Source organism: Paraburkholderia lebeckiae, assembly GCF_050436225.1.
GTDB lineage: Bacteria > Pseudomonadota > Gammaproteobacteria > Burkholderiales > Burkholderiaceae > Paraburkholderia > Paraburkholderia tuberum.
On sequence record NZ_JBNDLU010000002.1, the window covers coordinates 21,044 to 40,664 of the forward strand.

17 protein-coding genes are annotated in these 19,621 nt (G+C 65.4%); 16 read left to right on the top strand and 1 reads right to left on the bottom strand.

The window, feature by feature from the left end; genetic code table 11:
* The first annotated feature begins 6 nt into the window (after positions 1–6).
* From rsmH to lpxC, 16 genes are all read left to right on the top strand, one after another.
* Positions 7–960 (top strand): 16S rRNA (cytosine(1402)-N(4))-methyltransferase RsmH, encoded by a 954-nt coding sequence (gene rsmH, locus OKW45_RS14840; protein WP_429469470.1) that lies wholly within the window; start codon positions 7–9, stop codon positions 958–960.
* Positions 957–1,307 carry a cell division protein FtsL gene (gene ftsL / locus OKW45_RS14845; protein WP_018421895.1) on the top strand — a complete coding sequence of 117 codons (351 nt, stop codon included), beginning with the start codon at positions 957–959 and terminating at the stop codon, positions 1,305–1,307. The genes rsmH and ftsL overlap by 4 nt, the downstream gene beginning before the upstream one ends.
* On the top strand, positions 1,304–3,169 hold the full coding sequence (locus OKW45_RS14850; RefSeq protein ID WP_429469473.1) for a peptidoglycan D,D-transpeptidase FtsI family protein: 1,866 nt from the start codon (positions 1,304–1,306) through the stop codon (positions 3,167–3,169). The genes ftsL and OKW45_RS14850 overlap by 4 nt, the downstream gene beginning before the upstream one ends.
* Entirely contained in the window at positions 3,166–4,728 is a 1,563-nt protein-coding gene (locus OKW45_RS14855; RefSeq protein ID WP_429469476.1) for a UDP-N-acetylmuramoyl-L-alanyl-D-glutamate--2,6-diaminopimelate ligase, read from the top strand. The genes OKW45_RS14850 and OKW45_RS14855 overlap by 4 nt, the downstream gene beginning before the upstream one ends.
* On the top strand, positions 4,725–6,137 hold the full coding sequence (locus OKW45_RS14860) for a UDP-N-acetylmuramoyl-tripeptide--D-alanyl-D-alanine ligase (protein WP_018421892.1): 1,413 nt from the start codon (positions 4,725–4,727) through the stop codon (positions 6,135–6,137). Before OKW45_RS14855 ends, OKW45_RS14860 begins: the two co-directional genes overlap by 4 nt.
* Before the next feature lie 17 nt (positions 6,138–6,154).
* On the top strand, positions 6,155–7,324 hold the full coding sequence (gene mraY, locus OKW45_RS14865; protein ID WP_018421891.1) for a phospho-N-acetylmuramoyl-pentapeptide-transferase: 1,170 nt from the start codon (positions 6,155–6,157) through the stop codon (positions 7,322–7,324).
* 25 nt (positions 7,325–7,349) lie between these two features.
* Complete coding sequence (gene murD / locus OKW45_RS14870) at positions 7,350–8,861, top strand: UDP-N-acetylmuramoyl-L-alanine--D-glutamate ligase (protein WP_429469479.1); 1,512 nt, start codon at positions 7,350–7,352, stop codon at positions 8,859–8,861.
* Positions 8,858–10,123 carry a putative lipid II flippase FtsW gene (gene ftsW / locus OKW45_RS14875; RefSeq protein ID WP_429451826.1) on the top strand — a complete coding sequence of 422 codons (1,266 nt, stop codon included), beginning with the start codon at positions 8,858–8,860 and terminating at the stop codon, positions 10,121–10,123. Before murD ends, ftsW begins: the two co-directional genes overlap by 4 nt.
* Positions 10,120–11,244 carry an undecaprenyldiphospho-muramoylpentapeptide beta-N-acetylglucosaminyltransferase gene (murG, locus tag OKW45_RS14880; RefSeq protein ID WP_018421888.1) on the top strand — a complete coding sequence of 375 codons (1,125 nt, stop codon included), beginning with the start codon at positions 10,120–10,122 and terminating at the stop codon, positions 11,242–11,244. The genes ftsW and murG overlap by 4 nt, the downstream gene beginning before the upstream one ends.
* The gene (gene murC, locus OKW45_RS14885) at positions 11,241–12,644 is read left to right on the top strand and encodes a UDP-N-acetylmuramate--L-alanine ligase (protein ID WP_429469481.1); all 1,404 of its coding nucleotides are present in this window, start codon (positions 11,241–11,243) and stop codon (positions 12,642–12,644) included. Before murG ends, murC begins: the two co-directional genes overlap by 4 nt.
* A 1-nt stretch (position 12,645) precedes the next feature.
* Positions 12,646–13,587, top strand: a complete 942-nt coding sequence (locus OKW45_RS14890; protein ID WP_184006599.1) for a D-alanine--D-alanine ligase — start codon at positions 12,646–12,648, stop codon at positions 13,585–13,587.
* Between the two features lie 23 nt (positions 13,588–13,610).
* A complete protein-coding gene (locus OKW45_RS14895; RefSeq protein ID WP_429469485.1) occupies positions 13,611–14,363 on the top strand; it encodes a cell division protein FtsQ/DivIB in 753 nt (250 codons plus the stop codon).
* 27 nt (positions 14,364–14,390) lie between these two features.
* Positions 14,391–15,623, top strand: coding sequence for a cell division protein FtsA (ftsA, locus tag OKW45_RS14900; RefSeq protein WP_429469487.1), 1,233 nt, complete (start codon positions 14,391–14,393; stop codon positions 15,621–15,623).
* 116 nt (positions 15,624–15,739) lie between these two features.
* The gene (ftsZ, locus tag OKW45_RS14905; protein ID WP_018421884.1) at positions 15,740–16,942 is read left to right on the top strand and encodes a cell division protein FtsZ; all 1,203 of its coding nucleotides are present in this window, start codon (positions 15,740–15,742) and stop codon (positions 16,940–16,942) included.
* 264 nt (positions 16,943–17,206) lie between these two features.
* A complete protein-coding gene (locus tag OKW45_RS14910; RefSeq protein WP_018421882.1) occupies positions 17,207–17,710 on the top strand; it encodes a peroxiredoxin in 504 nt (167 codons plus the stop codon).
* Between the two features lie 285 nt (positions 17,711–17,995).
* The gene (lpxC, locus tag OKW45_RS14915) at positions 17,996–18,913 is read left to right on the top strand and encodes a UDP-3-O-acyl-N-acetylglucosamine deacetylase (protein WP_018421881.1); all 918 of its coding nucleotides are present in this window, start codon (positions 17,996–17,998) and stop codon (positions 18,911–18,913) included.
* A 62-nt stretch (positions 18,914–18,975) separates the two neighbouring features.
* Here lpxC and OKW45_RS14920 read toward each other — a convergent pair whose 3' ends face one another.
* A complete protein-coding gene (locus tag OKW45_RS14920; protein WP_018421880.1) occupies positions 18,976–19,458 on the bottom strand; it encodes a DciA family protein in 483 nt (160 codons plus the stop codon).
* Between the last annotated feature and the right edge of the window lie 163 nt (positions 19,459–19,621).

Sequence of the window (19,621 nt, forward strand, 5' to 3'; positions counted from 1 at the left end):
ATTTATATGGCTTCTGCGATGGGAAACGAATTGCAGCATCGCACGGTGCTGTTGAACGAAGCGGTCGATGCGCTGGTCACGCGCGCCGACGGCACGTATGTGGACGGCACGTTCGGCCGTGGCGGCCATAGCCGCCTCGTGCTGGAACGGCTCGGTGAAGCAGGGCGGCTGATCGCGTTCGATAAAGATCCGCTCGCGATCGCGACGGCGCAGAAGATCGCCGATCCGCGCTTTGCCATCGTCCACGAGAGTTTTGCTTCACTGCGCGCCGCGATGGCGGAGCGCGGGGTAGGGCGTGTGTCGGGGGTGTTGCTGGATCTGGGCGTGTCGTCGCCGCAAGTCGACGATCCGGAGCGGGGCTTCAGCTTCCGCGCCGACGGCCCGCTCGACATGCGGATGGACCCGACGCGCGGCGAGTCCGCCGCTGACTGGCTCGCGCGGGCCACGGTGCAGGAATTGACGGAGGTGATACGAGATTATGGGGAAGAACGGTTTGCTTTTCAGATTGCAAAGGCGCTTGTTGCTCGCCGGGCAGAGTCCGACCGTCTTGGGCCTCTCGTCAGCACGGGCGAGCTTGCCCAAATCGTGGCTAACGTCGTCAAAACCCGTGAGAAGGGCAAGGACCCGGCAACCCGCACCTTTCAGGCTATACGGATTCACGTCAATAAAGAGCTTGCGGAGCTGCAAGTCGTTCTAGAAGCAGCGTTGTCGTTGTTGGAACAAGGGGGGCGGCTGGTGGTCATCAGCTTTCATTCGCTCGAGGACCGTATCGTCAAGCGATTCATGCAGGCGCACGCAAGCGCGCCGGCGGTCGACCGCCGCCTGCCGATCCGCGCGGTCGACCTGCCGAGCCCTCCGCTCAAGATCATCGGCCGCGTCTTCGCGAGCGACGCTGAAGTCGCCGACAACCCGCGCGCCCGCTCTGCCGTGATGCGCGTGGCGGAGCGGATCGCGCCATGAACCGCCTCAATATTTTCCTGCTGATCATCGTGATGGGCTGCGCCTTGTCGGTCGTCAACGCGACCAATCAGCAGCGCCAGATCTTTATCCAACTGCAGCGCGCGCAATCGCAGGAGCGTCAGCTGCAGCAGGACTATTCGCAGCTTCAATATCAGCAGAGCGCGCTGTCCAAAACGTCGCGCATCGAGCAACTCGCCACCGCCTCGCTGAAGATGCAATCGGTCATCACGGGCCGCACCCAGTACCTGACGCTCGCCCCGGGTGCCGCGACGGCGATCGACGCACCCATTCCGACTTCCGCGCCGGCCTCGGCGCCGGTCGCGACGCGTCGCGGAGCAACGCGATGAAAAAATCGTCGGCCCACAAGAGCGTTGCGTTTTCGGCCAACCCGATTCTGTCGGTGCGCCTGCCGATGTGGCGCTCGAAGCTCGTCGTGTTCCTGCTGTTCATGGCGTTCGTCGCACTCGCTGCGCGCGCGTTCTGGATTCAGGGCCCGGGCAACGCGTTCTATCTGAAGCAGGGCGAGATCCGCTATCAGCGCCGCATCGACATGCCGGCCACGCGCGGCAAGATTCTCGACCGCAACGGCCTCGTGCTCGCCACGAGTCTGCCGGTGCGTGCAATCTGGGCGATTCCCGAATCGGTGCCCGACGACCTCGGCGCTGACAAGCTCGACGCGCTCGGCAAACTGCTCGGCATGACCACGAAGGAATTGCGCTCGAAGCTGTCGGAAGACAAGACCTTCGTCTACGTGAAGCGCCAGGTGCCGGTCGACGTCGCAGAAAAAGTCGCGGCGCTCGACATCCCCGGCATTTACTCGCGCGACGAGTACAAGCGCTTCTATCCAGAAGGCGAGATCACCGCTCACCTGATCGGCTTCACGAACGTCGAGGACGAGGGCCAGGAAGGCGTCGAGCTCGGCGACCAGAAGCTGCTCGCGGGCATGTCGGGCAGCCGTCGCGTGATCAAGGACCGGATGGGCCACATCATCGAGGACGTCGACGAACAGGTCGTGCCGCACAACGGCAAGGACGTCGATCTGTCGATCGACAGCAAGATCCAGTACATCGCCTATACGAACCTGAAAGCGGCAGTCGAGAAATTCAAGGCGAAGGCCGGCGCAGCGATGGTGATCGACGTGCGCACCGGCGAAGTGCTCGCGCTCGTCAATTATCCGACCTACAACCCGAACGACCGCTCGCGCCTGACTGGCGACCAGCTGCGCAACCGCATCCTGACCGACACGTTCGAGCCGGGTTCGATCATGAAGCCTTTCACGGTGTCGCTCGCGCTCGATCTGCACCGGGTGACGCCGACTACACTGGTAGATACGGGCAACGGCCACTTCGTACTCGACGGCGCGCCGATTACCGACGACAGCGGCTTCGGCGTGCTGACGGTCGGCGGCGTGATCCAGAAGTCGAGCAACATCGGCGCGACCAAAATCGCGATGCAGCTGCGGCCCGAAGAGATGTGGAACATGTACACGAGCATCGGTCTCGGCCAGGCGCCGAAGGTCGGTTTCCCGGGCGCGGCGGCGGGCCGTCTGCGCCCGTGGAAGAGCTGGCGCCGCATCGAGCAGGCGACGATGTCGTACGGCTACGGCCTGTCGGTGTCGCTGTTCCAGCTCGGCCGCGCGTACACCGCGATCGCGCACGACGGCGAAATCATGCCGGTGACGATTTTCCATACGCCGGGCGACCAGCCGGCCACCGGTCCGCAGATCTTCTCGCCGACCACCGCGCGTGAAGTGCGCGCGATGCTCGAAACCGTGGTGTCGCCGCAAGGCACGTCGCCGGATGCGGCGGTGCCCGGCTATCGCGTCGGCGGCAAGAGCGGTACCGCGTACAAGCACGGTCCGCACGGCTACGACCACTCCAAATATCGTGCCTCGTTCGTCGGCATGGCGCCGATGCCGAATCCGCGCATCGTCGTCGCGGTGTCGGTCGACGAGCCGACGGCCGGTAGCCACTTCGGCGGCCAGGTGTCGGGCCCGGTGTTTTCGGGCATCGCCGGGGATACGCTGCGCGCGCTGAACGTGCCGCCCGACATGCCCGTCAAGCAGATGGTCGTGTCCGACGATTCGGCGCCGCCCGCGCCCAGCGCGCCGGCCACGCCGTCCGAGGCGAAGAAGCTGTCGACGAGCCCCGGCGTGAAGAAGATGACCATTTCCGCCAACCCGAAAAATCATCCAGGAGTCGAGCGATGAGCGCGCTGCGCGAGCAACATCCAGCGCACCGGCAGATCGCCGACGCCCTCGCCTGGCTGCACGCGCACGTGCAGCCAGGCGCGCATCTGCACGCCGACACGCGCTCGCTCGCGGCCGGCGACGCGTTCTTCGCTTACGCGGTCGACGGCGCGGACAACCGCGGCTTCATCGACGCGGCAATCGAGCGCGGCGCGGCCGCCGTGCTGGTGCAACCCGAAGGCTTCAGCGGCACGCTCGATGCGTCGGTCGCCCACGCGGTGCCGGCGTTGAACGAACTCGCCGGCACGATCGCGAGCGCGTGGTATCGCGATCCGAGCGACGCGATGCTCGCGGTCGGCATCACCGGCACGAACGGCAAGACCTCGTGCAGCCAGTGGGTCGCCGCGGCGCTGTCCGCGCGCGGCACGCGCTGTGCGATCGTCGGCACGCTCGGCACAGGGCTCGTCGGCCAACTCGTGCACACCGGCTTCACGACGCCCGACGCACCGCAATTGCAACGCAGCCTCGCGCAATTGCGCGACGCGGGCGCGCAGGCGGTGGCGATGGAAGTGTCGTCGCATGCGCTGCATCAGGGGCGGGTGAACGGCACCGCTTTCGACATCGCGGTGTTCACCAACCTGACGCAGGACCATCTCGACTATCACGGCACCTTCGAAGCATATGAAGCCGCCAAGGCGCGCCTGTTCGCGTGGCCCGAGCTGCGCGCGGCCGTGATCAATCGCGACGATGCCGCCGGCCGGCGTTTGCTCGCGAGCACGCGTAGTCACGCGCGCACGATCGCGTATGGCATCGAGGGCGAGCATGGCGACGCCGACGCTAACGGCACGCCGCAATCCGACGCGTGGCTCACTGCATCGAACGTGCGTGCCACCGCGACCGGCACCGCGTTTCATCTGAGCACCTCGGACTGGGGCAACGCCGAAGTCGAAGTGCAAACGCTCGGCCTCTTCAACGTCGGCAATCTGCTCGCGGTGCTCGGCGTGCTGCTCGCCGCCGACGTGCCGTTCGACGCGGCGCTCGCCGAACTCGCGAAGCTCGAACCGGTGAACGGCCGCATGCAGCGTCTGGGCGGCCGACTGCAAAACGACGAGCCGCTCGTCGTGATCGATTACGCGCATACACCCGACGCGCTCGAAAAAACGCTCGAAGCACTGCGGCCGATCGCGACCGCGCGCGGCGGCGAACTCGTCTGCATGTTCGGCTGCGGCGGCGACCGCGATGCGACCAAGCGTCCGCTGATGGGCGAGATCGCCGAGCGGCTCGCGGACAACGTCGTCGTGACGAGCGACAACCCGCGCAGCGAAGATCCGCTCGCGATCATCGAGCAGATCGCCACGGGCATGCGAGACGCCTCGAAGGCGCGCCGCATCGAGGACCGCGCGAGCGCGATCCTGCAGGCGATCCGCGGCGCCGCGCGCGAAGACGTGATCGTGCTGGCCGGCAAGGGCCACGAAGCCACCCAGGAAATCATGGGCAAGAAACGCGCTTTCTCCGATCAGGACCACGCTCGCCTCGCGCTCGCCGCGCGGGCCACACAAACACGCGGAGGTGGCGAATGAACATGTTCTCGCTACGTGCAGCCGCCGCGCAGATCCCCGGCGCGAGCGTCACCGGCGACGACAGCGTGCGCTTCGAGCGCGTGTCGACCGACAGCCGCAGCGCCGGTCCCGGCGATCTATTCATCGCGATCAAGGGCGACCGTTTCGACGCGCACGACTTCCTGCCGCAAGTCGCCGAGCGCAACGTCGCGGCGGTGCTCGTCGCGCGCACGCCGGATAGCTGGAGCGTGCCCGCGATCCGCGTCGCCGATACGCGCGAAGCGCTCGGCGCGCTCGCGCGCGGCTGGCGTCGTCAGTTCGACCTGCCGCTCGTCGCGGTCACGGGCAGCAACGGCAAGACCACGGTCAAGGAAATGATCGCCTCGATCTTCGCGGCCGCGGTCGGCGCGGATGCGCGTCTCGCGACCGCGGGCAATTTCAACAACGATATCGGCCTGCCGCTCACGCTTTTCCGTCTGCATGCCGCGCATCGACTCGCGGTGGTCGAACTCGGCATGAACCATCCGGGCGAAACCGAACAGCTCGCGAAGCTCGCCGAGCCGACGGTTGCCGTCGTCAACAACGCGCAGCGCGAGCACCAGGAATTCATGGCGACCGTCGAGGCGGTCGCGCTCGAACACGCGAGCGTGATTCACGCGCTGTCGCCGGAAGGCACGGCGGTATTCCCCGCCGACGACGCATACGCGAGCATCTGGCGCGTCGCCGCTACCGGCAGTCGCATCATCGATTTCGCGTTGAACAGCGCGGAGCGCACGACCGAAGCCGCGGTGAAGGGCAGGTTCGACGGCAAGCGTTTGTCTATCGACACGCCGCAAGGCCATCTCGACGTCACGCTGCAGGTGCTTGGCAATCACAACGCGCACAACGCGCTCGCGGCGGCCTCCGCCGCGTTGGCAGCGGGTGTGTCGCTCGACGCGATCCAGCGCGGCCTCGAATCGTTCGGCGCGGTGAAGGGTCGTCTGCAGGTCAAGCAGGCTGTGCTCGGCACGCTCGCGGGCGCAACCGTGATCGACGACACCTACAACGCGAATCCCGATTCGATGCGCGCCGCGATCGACGTGCTCGCGTCACGTGAATCGCCGCGTGTGCTCGTGATGGGCGACATGGGCGAAGTCGGCGACAACGGCGCGGCGTTTCATCGCGAAATCGGCACGTATGCGAAACAGCGCGGTATCGACGCGCTGTATGCGATCGGCGACGCCTCGCGCGACGCCTGCACCGCATACGGTGCGGGCGCGCACCACGTCGCCGATGTCGGCGCGCTGGTCGCGCAACTGCAGCAGGCCCGCTTCGGCGCCGCCGCAACGCTTCTCGTGAAAGGCTCGCGCTTCATGCAGATGGAGCGCGTGGTGGACGCCGTTACGAGTCCACAACCCAACGCCGCGGGCACGACGCCCGCTGCACATTGAAATAGAAGGATCCAGGCATGCTACTGGCGCTGGCGCAATGGCTGCAGAATGACGCAAGCTTCTTGCGCGTGTTCAGTTATCTGACGTTTCGCGCGGTGATGGCGACCATCACCGCGTTGTTGATCGGGCTCGTCTGCGGCCCGGCGGTCATTCGCAAGCTGACCGCGATGAAGGTCGGCCAGGCCGTTCGCAAGGACGGCCCGCAATCTCACCTCGTCAAATCGGGCACGCCGACGATGGGCGGCGTGCTGATCCTGCTCGGCATCGCCGTGGCCACGCTGCTGTGGGCCGATCTGACCAACCGCTTCATCTGGATCGTGATGCTCGTCACGTTCGGCTTCGGCGTGATCGGCTGGGTCGACGATTACCGCAAGGTCGTCTACAAGGACCCGCGCGGCATGTCGTCCCGCGAGAAGTATTTCTGGCAATCGGTGATCGGCCTGTTCGCGGCGGTTTATCTCGCGTTCAGCGTGTCCGAGGCGAGCAACGTGCGCGTGTTCGACCTGTTCATGGCGTGGGTGCGCAGCGGTCTGTCGATGGGCCTGCCCGCGCGCGCCGACCTGTTGCTGCCGTTCTTCAAGTCGATCACTTATCCGCTCGGCGTGTGGGGCTTCATCGTGTTGACGTACCTGGTGATCGTCGGCGCGAGCAACGCGGTGAATCTGACCGACGGCCTCGACGGCCTCGTGATCATGCCGGTCGTGCTGGTCGGCGCGTCGCTCGGTGTGTTCGCGTACGTGATGGGCAGTTCGGTCTACTCGAAATACCTGCTGTTCCCGCATATTCCCGGCGCCGGCGAATTGCTGATCTTCTGTTCGGCGATGGGCGGCGCGGGTCTCGCGTTTCTTTGGTTCAACACGCACCCGGCGCAGATGTTCATGGGCGACGTCGGCGCGCTCGCGCTCGGCGGCGCGCTCGGCACCGTTGCGGTGATCGTGCGTCAGGAAATCGTGCTGTTCATCATGGGCGGCATTTTCGTCGCGGAAACGCTGTCGGTGATGTTGCAGGTCACGTGGTTCAAATACACGAAGCGCCGTTACGGCGAAGGGCGGCGGTTCTTCAAGATGGCACCGCTGCATCACCATTTCGAATTGTCGGGCTGGAAGGAAACGCAGGTGGTCGTGCGTTTCTGGATCATCACGTTGATGTTGTGCCTGTTCGGTTTGTCCACGCTCAAATTGCGTTAAGCAGCAGTATTTAAGGAAGCAGGCGATGTTCGGCGAGAAGTTTCGGGATCGGCAAAAGCCGATGGTGCTCGTGCTGGGACTGGGTGAATCCGGTCTCGCGATGGCGCGCTGGTGCGCCAGGCACGGCTGTCGGCTGCGCGTGGCCGATACGCGCGAAGTGCCGCCGAACCTGTCCGCGCTCGAAGCGCATGGCGTCGATGCCGATTTCGTCGGCGGTCCGTTTTCGCCGGTGCTGCTCGCAGGCGTCGAGCTGGTCGCGATCAGCCCGGGGCTGTCGCCGCTGGCCGCCGATCTGCTGCCGCTGATCACGGCGGCGCGCGAGCAGGGCATCCCGGTGTGGGGCGAGCTCGAACTGTTCTCGCAGGCGCTGCGCACGCTCGGCGAGTCCGGCTACGCGCCGAAGGTGGTCGCGATCACCGGCACGAACGGCAAGACCACGACGACGAGCCTGACCGGCTTGCTGTGCGAACGCGCGGGCAAGAAGGTCGCGGTGGCGGGCAACATCAGCCCGTCGCTGCTCGACAAGCTTTCCGAAGCGATCGACCAGACCGCGCTGCCCGACGTGTGGGTGCTCGAACTGTCGAGCTTCCAGCTGGAGACCTCGCATACGTTTACGCCGGACGCGGCGGCCGTGCTCAACATCACGCAGGATCATCTGGACTGGCACGGCGGACTCGATGCGTACGCGGCCGCGAAGGGCCGCATCTTCGGTACACGGACGGTGCGCGTGCTGAACCGCGACGACGCGCGCGTGATGGCGCTCGCGCCCGCCAGCGGCGAAGCGGAGATCGTCACGTTCGGCGTGACCGAGCCGAAGAACGACGGCGACTATGGCCTCTTGCGCGACAACGGCATGGTGTGGCTCGTCGAAGCGCAAGATCGCGACGCGAGCGACGAACCGACGCCGAAGCGCCGTCGCAAGAACGAAGCAGCCGCAACGCCCGACATCGCGTTGAAGCGTCTGATGCCCGCCGACGCACTGCGCATCCGTGGCCTGCACAACGCGGCCAACGCGTTGGCCGCGTACGCGCTCGCACGCGCGATCGGCCTGCCCGGCGCGCCGCTTTTGCACGGCCTGCGCGAATATCGCGGCGAGCCGCATCGCGTGGAACTGATCGCGTCGATCGACGGCATCGACTATGTGGACGACAGCAAGGGCACCAACGTCGGCGCGACGGTCGCCGCGCTCGACGGTCTCGCGCAGCGTGTCGTGCTGATCGCCGGCGGCGACGGCAAGGGTCAGGAGTTCGAGCCGCTCGCCGCGCCGGTGATGCGTTGGTGCCGCGCGGTGATGCTGATCGGCCGCGACGCGCCACAGATTCGCGCGGCGCTCGAACATTGCGGCGTCGCGATGACCGATCACGCGACTCTTGAAGACGCGACGCGCGCGGCCACCGCGCTCGCGCAGCCCGGCGACGCGGTGCTGCTGTCGCCTGCGTGCGCGAGTTTCGACATGTTCAAGGGTTATGCACACCGCGCGGCGGTATTCCGCAGCACGGTCGAAGATATCGCGGCCGAACGGGGGACGATGATATGAGCTGGTCGGAACGTTTCGGCTCGCGCGAAGCCGCCGGCGGCAACGGCGCCGCGGCGCGCACGTCCACCCGCACCGGCGGCAGCGGTCTCGCGAGCGCGGTCAACGGCGTGCGGCCGCTGCGCTCGCGCATGCTCGACTACGACCACTCGCTGCTGTGGGTCGTCGTCGCGCTGCTCGGGCTCGGCGTCGTGATGGTGTACTCGGCGTCGATCGCGATGCCCGATTCGCCGAAGTACGCGTCGTATCGCGATTGGGCGTTCCTCGTGCGCCAGATCATCTTCGTGCTGATGGGCGCGGCGGTCGGCGTCGCGTCGTTCCGCATTCCGATTTCGACGTGGGACAAGTACGCACCGAAGCTCTTCCTGATCTCGCTCGTCGCGCTCGTGATCGTGCTGATTCCGCACGTCGGCAAAGGCGTGAACGGCGCGCGCCGCTGGATTCCGCTCGGCATCACGAACATGCAGCCGTCCGAAATCATGAAGCTCGCGGTGACGATCTACGCGGCGAACTACACGGTGCGCAAGCAGGAATACATGCACAGCTTCGCCAAGGGCTTTCTGCCGATGGCCGTCGCGGTCGGTCTCGTCGGCATGCTTCTGCTGCTCGAGCCGGACATGGGCGCGTTCATGGTGATCGCGGCGATCGCGATGGGCGTGCTGTTCCTCGGCGGTGTGAACGGCAAGCTGTTCGGCGGCCTCGTCGCGACCGCGGTGGGCACGTTCACGTTGCTGGTGTGGGCGTCGCCGTGGCGTCGTGAGCGGATCTTCGCGTACCTCGATCCGTGGGACGATCGCTACGCGCAGGGCAAGGCATATCAGTTGACGCACTCGCTGATCGCGTTCGGGCGCGGCGAGTGGTTCGGCGTCGGTCTCGGCGGCAGCGTCGAGAAGCTCAACTATCTGCCGGAAGCGCATACCGACTTCATTCTCGCGGTGATCGGCGAGGAGCTGGGTTTCGTCGGGGTGCTGGTAGTGATTCTGATGTTCTACTGGATCGTGCGCCGCTCGTTCGAGATCGGCCGTCAGGCGCTCGCGCTCGATCGCACGTTCGCGGGTCTCGTCGCGAAGGGCGTCGGCATCTGGTTCGGCGCGCAGACCTTCATCAACATGGGCGTGAACCTCGGTCTTCTGCCGACCAAGGGCCTGACGTTGCCGCTCGTCAGCTACGGCGGTTCGGGCATCTTGCTGAACTGCGTGGCGATCGCGGTGCTGATGCGGGTCGACTATGAGAACCGGGTGTTGATGCGCGGGGGCAAGGTATGACGGCTCTGCCACAACGCACGCTGATGGTGATGGCCGGCGGCACCGGGGGACATGTGTTCCCGGGGCTCGCGGTCGCCCATCTGATGCAGGCGTGGGGCTGGAAAGTCGTGTGGCTCGGCAACCCCGCGGGCATGGAAGCGACGCTGGTACCGAAGCACGGCATTCCAATGGAGTACCTGCGCTTCGGCGGCGTGCGCGGCAAAGGTCTGAAGACCAAGCTGATGCTGCCGGTGAATCTGCTGCGCGCGTGCACGCAGAGTTTGAGCGTGCTGCGTCGCGTGAAGCCCGACGTCGTGCTCGGCATGGGCGGCTACATCACGTTCCCGGCCGGTCTGATGACCGCGCTGAGCGGCCGGCCGCTCGTGCTGCACGAACAGAATTCGATCGCGGGTCTCGCGAACAAGGTGCTCGCAAAACTCGCGAAGCGCGTGCTGGTCGCGTTTCCGGATGCGCTGCCGCACGGCGAATGGACCGGTAATCCGATTCGCGAGGAACTTGCGCGGGCGAATCCACCCAAAGCACGCTACGCGCAGCGTAATGGTCCGCTGAACATGCTCGTCGTGGGCGGCAGTCTCGGCGCCGCGGCGTTGAACGAAGTCGTGCCGCGCGCCGTCGCGCTGCTTGGCTCCAACGAGAGACCGCGCATCGTGCATCAGGCGGGCGCGAAGCATATCGACGCGCTGCGCGAGAACTACGCGGCGGCTGGTTTGCAGGCTGGTGCGGATGTCTCGCTCGTGCCGTTCATCGACGACATGACGAGCGCCTACGAAGCAGCCGATCTGGTGATCTGCCGCTCGGGCGCGATGACCGTGTCGGAGATCTCGGCGGTCGGCGTCGCGGCGCTGTTCGTGCCGTTCCCGTACGCGGTCGACGATCACCAGACCACTAATGCAGCGTTCCTCGCCGACAACGGCGCGGCGCTGGTCGTGCAACAACGCGATCTGTCGGCGGAAAAGCTCGCCGACTGGTTGCGCAGCCAGACGCGGGAAAGTCTCGCGGAAATGGCGGAGCGTTCGCGCTCGCTCGCGAAACCGGATGCCACCGAACAGGTCGCGCAGATCTGCGCGACGGTGGCGGCTGCGGGTTCGATGGCGGGCGTGAGCCCAGAAGGAAAGCAATGAAACACATCGTCAAACACATTCATTTCGTCGGCATCGGCGGCGTGGGCATGAGCGGCATCGCCGAAGTGCTCGTCAATCTCGGCTATCAGGTGAGCGGCTCGGACCTGTCGGGCAACGCGGTCACCGAGCGCCTCGCTGGGCTCGGCGCGCGCATTTCGATCGGGCACGCGGCGGAGAACATCGAAGGCGCGAACGCGGTGGTGGTGTCGACCGCGGTGCGCAGCGACAACCCGGAAGTGCTGGCCGCGCGTCATCGCCGCATTCCGATCGTGCCGCGCGCGGTGATGCTCGCGGAGTTGATGCGTCTGAAGCAGGGCATCGCGATTGCCGGCACGCACGGCAAGACCACGACCACGTCGCTGGTCGCGAGCGTGCTCGCCGCGGGCGGGCTCGATCCGACCTTCGTGATCGGCGGCCGGCTGATCAGCGCGGGCGCGAATGCGCGCCTCGGCACCGGCGACTTCATCGTCGCCGAGGCGGACGAATCGGACGCGTCGTTCCTGAACCTGTTCCCGGTGATCGAGGTCATCACGAACATCGACGCCGATCATATGGACACCTATGGTCACGACTTCGCGCGTCTTAAGCAGGCCTTCATCGAATTCACGCACCGTTTGCCGTTCTACGGCATCGCGGTGCTGTGCGTCGACGATCCGAACGTGAAGGAGATCCTGCCGTTCGTGTCGAAGCCGATCATCCGCTACGGTTTCGCGTCCGATGCGCAGGTGCGCGCGGTCAACGTCGAAGCTCGCGAAGGCCGCATGCATTTCACCGTGATGCGTGAAGACGCGGCGCCGCTCGACGTCACGTTGAACCTGCCGGGCGAGCACAACGTGCAAAACGCGTTGGCCGCAATTGCAATTGCGACTGAACTTGAAGTGAAAGATGCCGATATCCTGCGGGCGCTCGCGGATTTCAACGGCGTCGGCCGACGCTTCCAACGCTATGGCGAGGTGCCGGTTCTCAGCGACGGCCAGGGCGCGGGCTCCTACACGCTGGTGGACGACTACGGTCACCACCCGGTCGAAATGGCCGCCACGGTGGCGGCGGCGCGCGGCGCATTTCCGGGCCGGCGTCTGGTGCTGGCGTTCCAGCCGCACCGCTTCACGCGCACGCGTGATTGCTTCGAGGATTTCGTGAAAGTGCTGTCGACCGTCGACGCGCTCGTGCTGACCGAAGTCTATGCGGCCGGCGAAGCGCCGATCGTCGCCGCCGACGGCCGCGCATTGGCGCGCGCGCTGCGCGTCGCGGGCAAGGTCGAGCCGGTGTTTGTCGATACGGTGGATGAAGTGCCGGACGCGCTGTCCACGGTGGTGCGCGACGGCGACGTGGTGATTACGATGGGCGCGGGTTCGATCGGCGGTGTGCCGGTTCGCCTCGCTCAGGAACTGAAGGTGTGAGATGAGCAGTATCGACCCTAAACAATTCGGCAAGGTGGCGGTGCTGCTCGGCGGTAATTCCGCCGAGCGCGAGGTGTCGCTCAATTCCGGGCGCCTGGTGTTGCAAGGTCTGCGCGACGCCGGCGTCGACGCGCATCCATTCGATCCCGCCGAGCGTCCGCTGTCCGCGTTGAAGGATGAAGGCTTCGTGCGCGCGTTCAACGCGCTGCATGGCGGCTACGGCGAGAACGGCCAGATCCAGGGCGCGCTGGATTTCTATGGCATCCGTTACACCGGTAGCGGCGTGCTCGGCTCGGCGCTCGGTCTCGACAAGTTCCGCACCAAGCTCGTGTGGCAGCAGCTCGGCATTCCGACTCCGCCGTTCGAAGCGGTGCTGCGCGGTGACGACTACGAAGCGCGCGCGAAGGAGATCGTCGCGAAACTCGGTTTGCCGCTGTTCGTGAAGCCGGCGAGCGAAGGTTCGAGTGTCGCCGTGATCAAGGTGAAGAGCGCGGACGCGCTGCCGGCCGCGTTGATCGAAGCCGTGAAGTACGACCGTATCGTCGTGGTCGAGAAGAGCATCGAAGGCGGCGGCGAGTACACCGCGTGCATCGCCGGCAATCTGGACCTGCCGGTGATCCGCATCGTGCCCGCCGGCGAGTTCTACGACTACCACGCGAAGTACGTCGCCAACGACACGCAGTATCTGATTCCGTGCGGTCTCGGCGCTGAAGAGGAAGCGCGCCTGAAGGTGCTCGCGCGCCGCGCGTTCGACGTGCTCGGCTGCACCGACTGGGGCCGCGCGGACTTCATGCTCGACGGCGAAGGCAAGCCGTACTTCCTCGAAGTGAACACGGCGCCCGGCATGACCGATCACTCGCTGCCGCCGAAAGCGGCGCGCGCGGTCGGCATCAGCTATCAGGAACTGGTGGTCGGCGTGTTGGCGCTGACGCTGCAGGAATAACCAAGGCAACCGCAAGCGACACCATGTGGAACAACGTTCGCCAGCTCAATCTCGCCAGCAACGCGCTGCACGCGTTGCTGGTGCTCGTGCTGCTGGCGGCGGGCGGTTACTGGCTGATCCAGCGCCCGAATTTCGCGCTGCGCGAGATCCAGATCGACGGCGATACCGAGCACATCAATTCGCCGACGGTACGCGCCGGCGTGGTAGGGCGACTGAAGGGCAACTACTTCACGGTCGATCTCGACGCCGCACGGCAGGCGTTCGAGCAGATGCCGTGGGTGCGTCACGCGAGCGTACGGCGCGTATGGCCGAACGCACTGGCTGTCACGCTGGAGGAGTACAAGCCGCTTGGGACGTGGGGCAGCGATCAGCTGGTGAGCGTCGACGGCGAGCTGTTCACCGCGAACCAGGGCGAGCTCGACGGAGACCTGCCGTCGTTCGACGGCCCGGACGGTACGGCGAAGGAAGTCGTCGCGCGTTATCACGACTTCCAGAAGTGGTTCGCGGCGATCAACGCGACGCCGGAGGAAGTGACGCTGTCGCCGCGCTACGCGTGGACGGTGAAGCTGTCGACCGGCACGCAGGTGGAGTTGGGCCGCGAACGCAATCAGGACACGCTGGCCGATCGCAGCAAGCGCCTGACCGCGGCATGGAGCGCGGTGACGCAACGTTGGGGAAAGGATATCGAGAATGCGGACTTGCGCTATCCGAACGGTTTCGCGATCCGTGCCGCTGGCATGCGCTTCATCAGCGAACCCGACAAGGGCAAGAAGTAAACGGACATCACACGCACTGAGCACGCTATGAGTAAAGACTATAAAGATCTGCTGGTCGCCCTTGACATCGGAACGTCGAAGGTAGTGGCCATCGTCGCCGAGTTGAAGGGCGAGGGGCACTACGAGGTGATCGGTCTCGGCCAGAGCGAATCGAAGGGGCTCAAGAAGGGCGTGGTGGTGAATATCGAAGCCACCGTGCAGTCGATTCAGCGCGCGCTCGAGGAAGCCGAGCTGATGGCCGACTGCAAGATCACGAATGTGTTCACCGGGATCGCCGGCAGCCATATCCGCAGCTTCAACTCGAGCGGCATGGTCGCGATCAAGGAGAAGGAAGTCACGCAGACCGACGTCGCGCGCGTGATCGAAACCGCGAAGGCGATCAACATTCCGACCGACCAGCAGGTGCTGCATATCCTCACGCAGGAATTCATCATCGACGGTCAGGAAGACGTGCGCGAGCCGATCGGCATGAGCGGCATCCGCCTCGAAGTGAAGGTGCATATCGTCACCGGCGCGGTCAGCGCGGCGCAGAACATCGTCAAGTGCGTGCGTCGCTGCGGCCTCGAAGTGAACGATCTGATTCTGCAGCCGCTCGCGTCGTCGCTCGCGGTGCTGACGGAAGACGAAAAGGAACTGGGCGTGGTGCTGGTCGACATCGGCGGCGGCACGACGGACATCGCGATCTTCAGCGAAGGAGCGATCCGCCACACGGCCGTGATTCCGATCGCCGGCGACCAGATCACGAGCGACATCGCGATGGCGCTGCGCACGCCGACGCCGGATGCCGAGGACATCAAGGTCGACTACGGCATCGCCAAGCAGGCGCTCGCCGATCCGGACGAGATGATCGAAGTGCCGGGCCTCGGCGAGCGCGGTCCGCGCACGCTGTCGCGCCAGGCATTGGCGGCTGTGATCGAGCCGCGCGTCGAAGAACTGTTTTCGCTCGTGCAGCAAGTGGTGCGCGAGTCCGGTTATGAGGAGCTGCTGAGCTCGGGCGTCGTGCTGACGGGCGGCGCGTCGATGATGATCGGCATGGTCGAGCTCGGTGAGGACATTTTCCTGAAGCCGGTGCGCATCGGCGTGCCGGAGTACGCGGGCGGTCTCGCCGACGTCGTGCGCAATCCGCGCTATTCGACGGCGATGGGCCTGCTCGTCGAAGGACGCTCGCAGCGCATGCGTGGGCGCAAGGTTGCGGTGCAGTCGGGGTCGATGGGGCAGGTGTTCTCGCGCATGAAGGACTGGTTCCTCGGCAACTTCTGACCACAGGTTTCGAGAAATTCGCGCTGGTGCCGGCGGCCGGTGCGCGACAGGAGGTTGCCCGATCTCCTGCCGGATAACGCCGAGTGGCAGTAATTTTTTATCTTGACGGAGGCAACATGGAATTCCAGATGCTGGAAACCGAAACGAGCGGCACGATCATCAAGGTCGTCGGAGTCGGTGGCGCTGGCGGCAATGCCGTTCAGCACATGATCAACAAAGGCGTGCAAGGCGTCGACTTCATCGTGATGAACACGGACGCGCAGGCGCTGTCGCGTTCGCGCGCCACCGCGGTGATCCAGCTCGGCAACACGGGTCTGGGCGCGGGCGCCAAGCCGGAAATGGGCCGCGCCGCCGCCGAGGAAGCACGCGAGCGTATCGCCGACGCACTGCGCGGCGCGCACATGGTGTTCATCACCGCTGGCATGGGTGGCGGTACCGGCACGGGCGCGGCACCGGTCGTCGCGCAGATCGCAAAGGAAATGGGTATTCTGACGGTTGGCGTCGTCAGCAAGCCGTTCGAATTCGAAGGCGGCAAGCGTATGCGCGTGGCGGAAGCCGGTTCGCAGCAACTGGAGGATCACGTCGACTCGCTGATCGTCGTGCTGAACGACAAGCTGTTCGAGGTGATGGGCGACGACGCCGAGATGGACAAGTGCTTCCAGTGCGCTGACGACGTTCTGAACAACGCGGTCGCGGGCATTGCGGAAATCATCAACGTGGACGGTCTCGTCAACGTCGACTTCGAAGACGTGAAGACCGTGATGGGCGAGCAGGGCAAGGCGATGATGGGCACGGCGACGGTTGCCGGCGTCGATCGCGCGCGTCTCGCTGCCGAACAGGCCGTCGCGAGCCCGCTGCTGGAAGGCGTCGATCTGTCGGGCGCGCGTGGCGTGCTGGTCAACATCACGTCGAGCCGTTCGCTGCGTCTGTCGGAAACGCGCGAAGTGATGAACACGATCAAGAGCTATGCCGCGGAAGACGCCACGGTGATCTTCGGCGCCGTGTACGACGACGCGATGGGCGACGCGCTGCGCGTGACGGTCGTCGCGACGGGCCTCGGCCGCGCGGCGAAGAAGCAGCAATCTGCACCGATGACGCTGCTGCGCACCGGCACCGACAACCAGCCGATCGGCGCGATGGCGCATGCGGCGTACACACCGGCGGCAGGCCACGCCAGCACGGCCGACTACGGCGCGCTCGATACGCCGGCAGTGTGGCGCACGTCGCGCGACACGGCAGCCTCGCACGTGCAGGCGCTGCAGGAAAAGGGCGTCGATACGTACGACATTCCGGCATTCCTGCGCAAGCAGGCGGACTGAGCGCACGGGCAGGCTTCGTTGCCGCGTTGCGAGTAGGGTCGCAGACGCAGCGCTGGCGGACGAACGCACGAGCGTGGCGGGTGAACGGCAAGCAGGTCGCTTATCGTCTGATTCGCGGCAGGGGCAACTGCCCTCTGCGGATTCGCGAAGCGGACGAAGTGACTGCGCCGAACGGCGTTGGCTTATAGTTGAATGGGCCGAACCGAAATTCACTGCGACACGAGGACGTGCGAGCGTGCTTCGCATCGATGCAAAGGACTGAGCATGATCAAGGAAGGTGAAAAGCTGCCCGACGCGACGCTCTTCGAGTACGTTGAAGACGACCGGGCGGGCTGCACGATCGGACCGAACAGCTTCGACGTGCGCGAGCAGACGGCGGGCAAGCGCGTGGTGATCTTCGGATTGCCCGGCGCGTTCACGCCGACCTGTTCGGCCAAACATGTACCGGGCTATGTCGAGCATGCCGAGCAGTTGCGCGCTGCCGGCATCGACGAAATCTGGTGCGTGTCCGTCAACGACGCGTTCGTCATGGGCGCGTGGGGACGCGATCAGCACACCTCGGGCAAGGTGCGCATGATGGCGGACGGTAGTGCGGCTTTCACACGGGCGCTTGGTCTGGAGCAGGATCTGTCGGCGCGCGGCATGGGGATCCGTTCCCTGCGCTACGCGATGGTGATCGACGACGGCGTGGTCAAGACGCTGAACGTCGAGGCTGCCGGCAAATTCGAAGTCAGCGATGCAGCGAGTATTCTCGCCACGTTGAGCTAGTTGCTGACGTCGCACCTTCGTCGCGACCCCGCGCTTATGCCGCGTGGCGTTACGGCAACGGTGATTACGACGCTTTTGTGACAGGCCGTTACGCGGGCCGATGACCGGAAACGCCTCCGTTCCGGGGCATCGGCCCGTCACGCTTTCCGTCGCTGAGCCCAGTGGGTAATGCAGCGAAACAGATTGTCACGTCCCCGCAAAGATGCTGGTCTGGGGATTGGAGTATAATTCGCGCTATGGAATAAAAAATCCTGATTAGGATTTTCAATCGAACAGAATGCCACCATGTTGAAGCAGCGCACAATTAAATCGATCGTCAAGACTGTCGGCATCGGGCTGCACTCCGGCCGTAAAGTCAATCTGACGCTCCGCCCGGCGGCGCCGGGCACTGGCATCGTGTTTTCTCGCGTGGATTTGCCCACGCCGGTGGACATTCCTGCGTCGGCGATGGCGATTGGCGATACGCGTCTGGCTTCCGTATTGCAGAAAGACGGCGCGCGCGTGTCGACCATCGAGCATCTGATGTCCGCCTGCGCCGGTCTTGGCATCGACAATCTTTACGTCGACGTCACCGCCGAGGAAATCCCGATCATGGACGGCAGCGCGGGTTCGTTCGTGTTCCTGATCCAGTCGGCGGGTATCGAAGAGCAGAACGCGCCGAAGAAATTCATCAAGGTCACGAAGTCGGTCGAAATCCGTGACGGCGACAAGTTCGCGCGCCTCGATCCGTACTTCGGTTTCAAGCTCAAATTCACGATCGACTTCCGTCACCCGGCCGTGGACAAAACCGGTCAGGCGTTGGAAGTGGATTTCGCCAACACGTCGTACGTGCGCGAAATCGCGCGTGCCCGCACGTTCGGCTTCGCGCATGAAGTGGAAATGATGCGTGAGCTCGGCCTCGCGCGCGGCGGCAGCATGGACAACGCGATCGTGCTCGACGAGTATCGCATCCTGAACAACGACGGCTTGCGTTACGACGACGAGTTCGTCAAGCACAAAATGCTCGACGCGATCGGCGACCTGTACGTGGTCGGCCACCCGTTGCTCGCGTCGTACACCGCGTACAAGTCGGGCCACGGTCTGAACAACGCGTTGCTGCGTGAGCTGCTCGCGCACGAAGACTCATACGAAATCGTCACTTTCGACGACACGCAGAAGGCCCCGCGCGGCTTCGCGTACGAGACGCAGACGGCGTTCGCATAATGCCAGCGTAACAGCCAAGCAAATGAAAACGGCCCCTCGGGGCCGTTTTTTTCGTCGAGCGTTCAGCGATTGCGCCGATGCCGCGCGGCCATGCGCGCGAGCGCCTCCTGCAACGGCGAAGGCTCGAGCGATTCGCTCAACGCCTGCAGCGCGGCAGCACCGGCCGGCGTCATGCGCGCCTGTTTTACGGGCGGCGGTTCTTTCAGCGCCTGCGGCCGCACGCGAATCCTCAGCGCCTGCACGGGCCAGCCGCGCTGCTGCAAATCCGCCAGCAGCCGCGGCTCCAGATGCCGCAGACGCGCTGCGAGCGCGTTGTGCGCGGCGAACAGGGCCAGCACGCCCTCCTTGATAAAGCCAGGCTCGACGCTCGTCGCCAGATAATCGGGTAGCAGCTCGCGCAGATCCTTCTCGAGCGCGGCGATCTGCTCGACGCCTGCGCGCAGCGCAGCGAACGCGTCCGTGCGGCCGAGTACCTCGGCAAGCGGTTGCGGACGGCGCAGATCGAACGGCTTCGGCGGCCTTGAAAAGGACGAAAAACGGCTCATGTTTGGGATTGACGACGGTGAGCTCGCCCCATGCGCGCTCACGCCGCGATTGTACCGCGCGGGCAGCTTGCGGAGTCGGTCCGCGCCGCGCCGGAGGTTGCCGGGCGGGGCTGGCGGAGGCCGGCGCCGTCACGCCTGCGACACGAGCGCGGCCGGAGGCGCG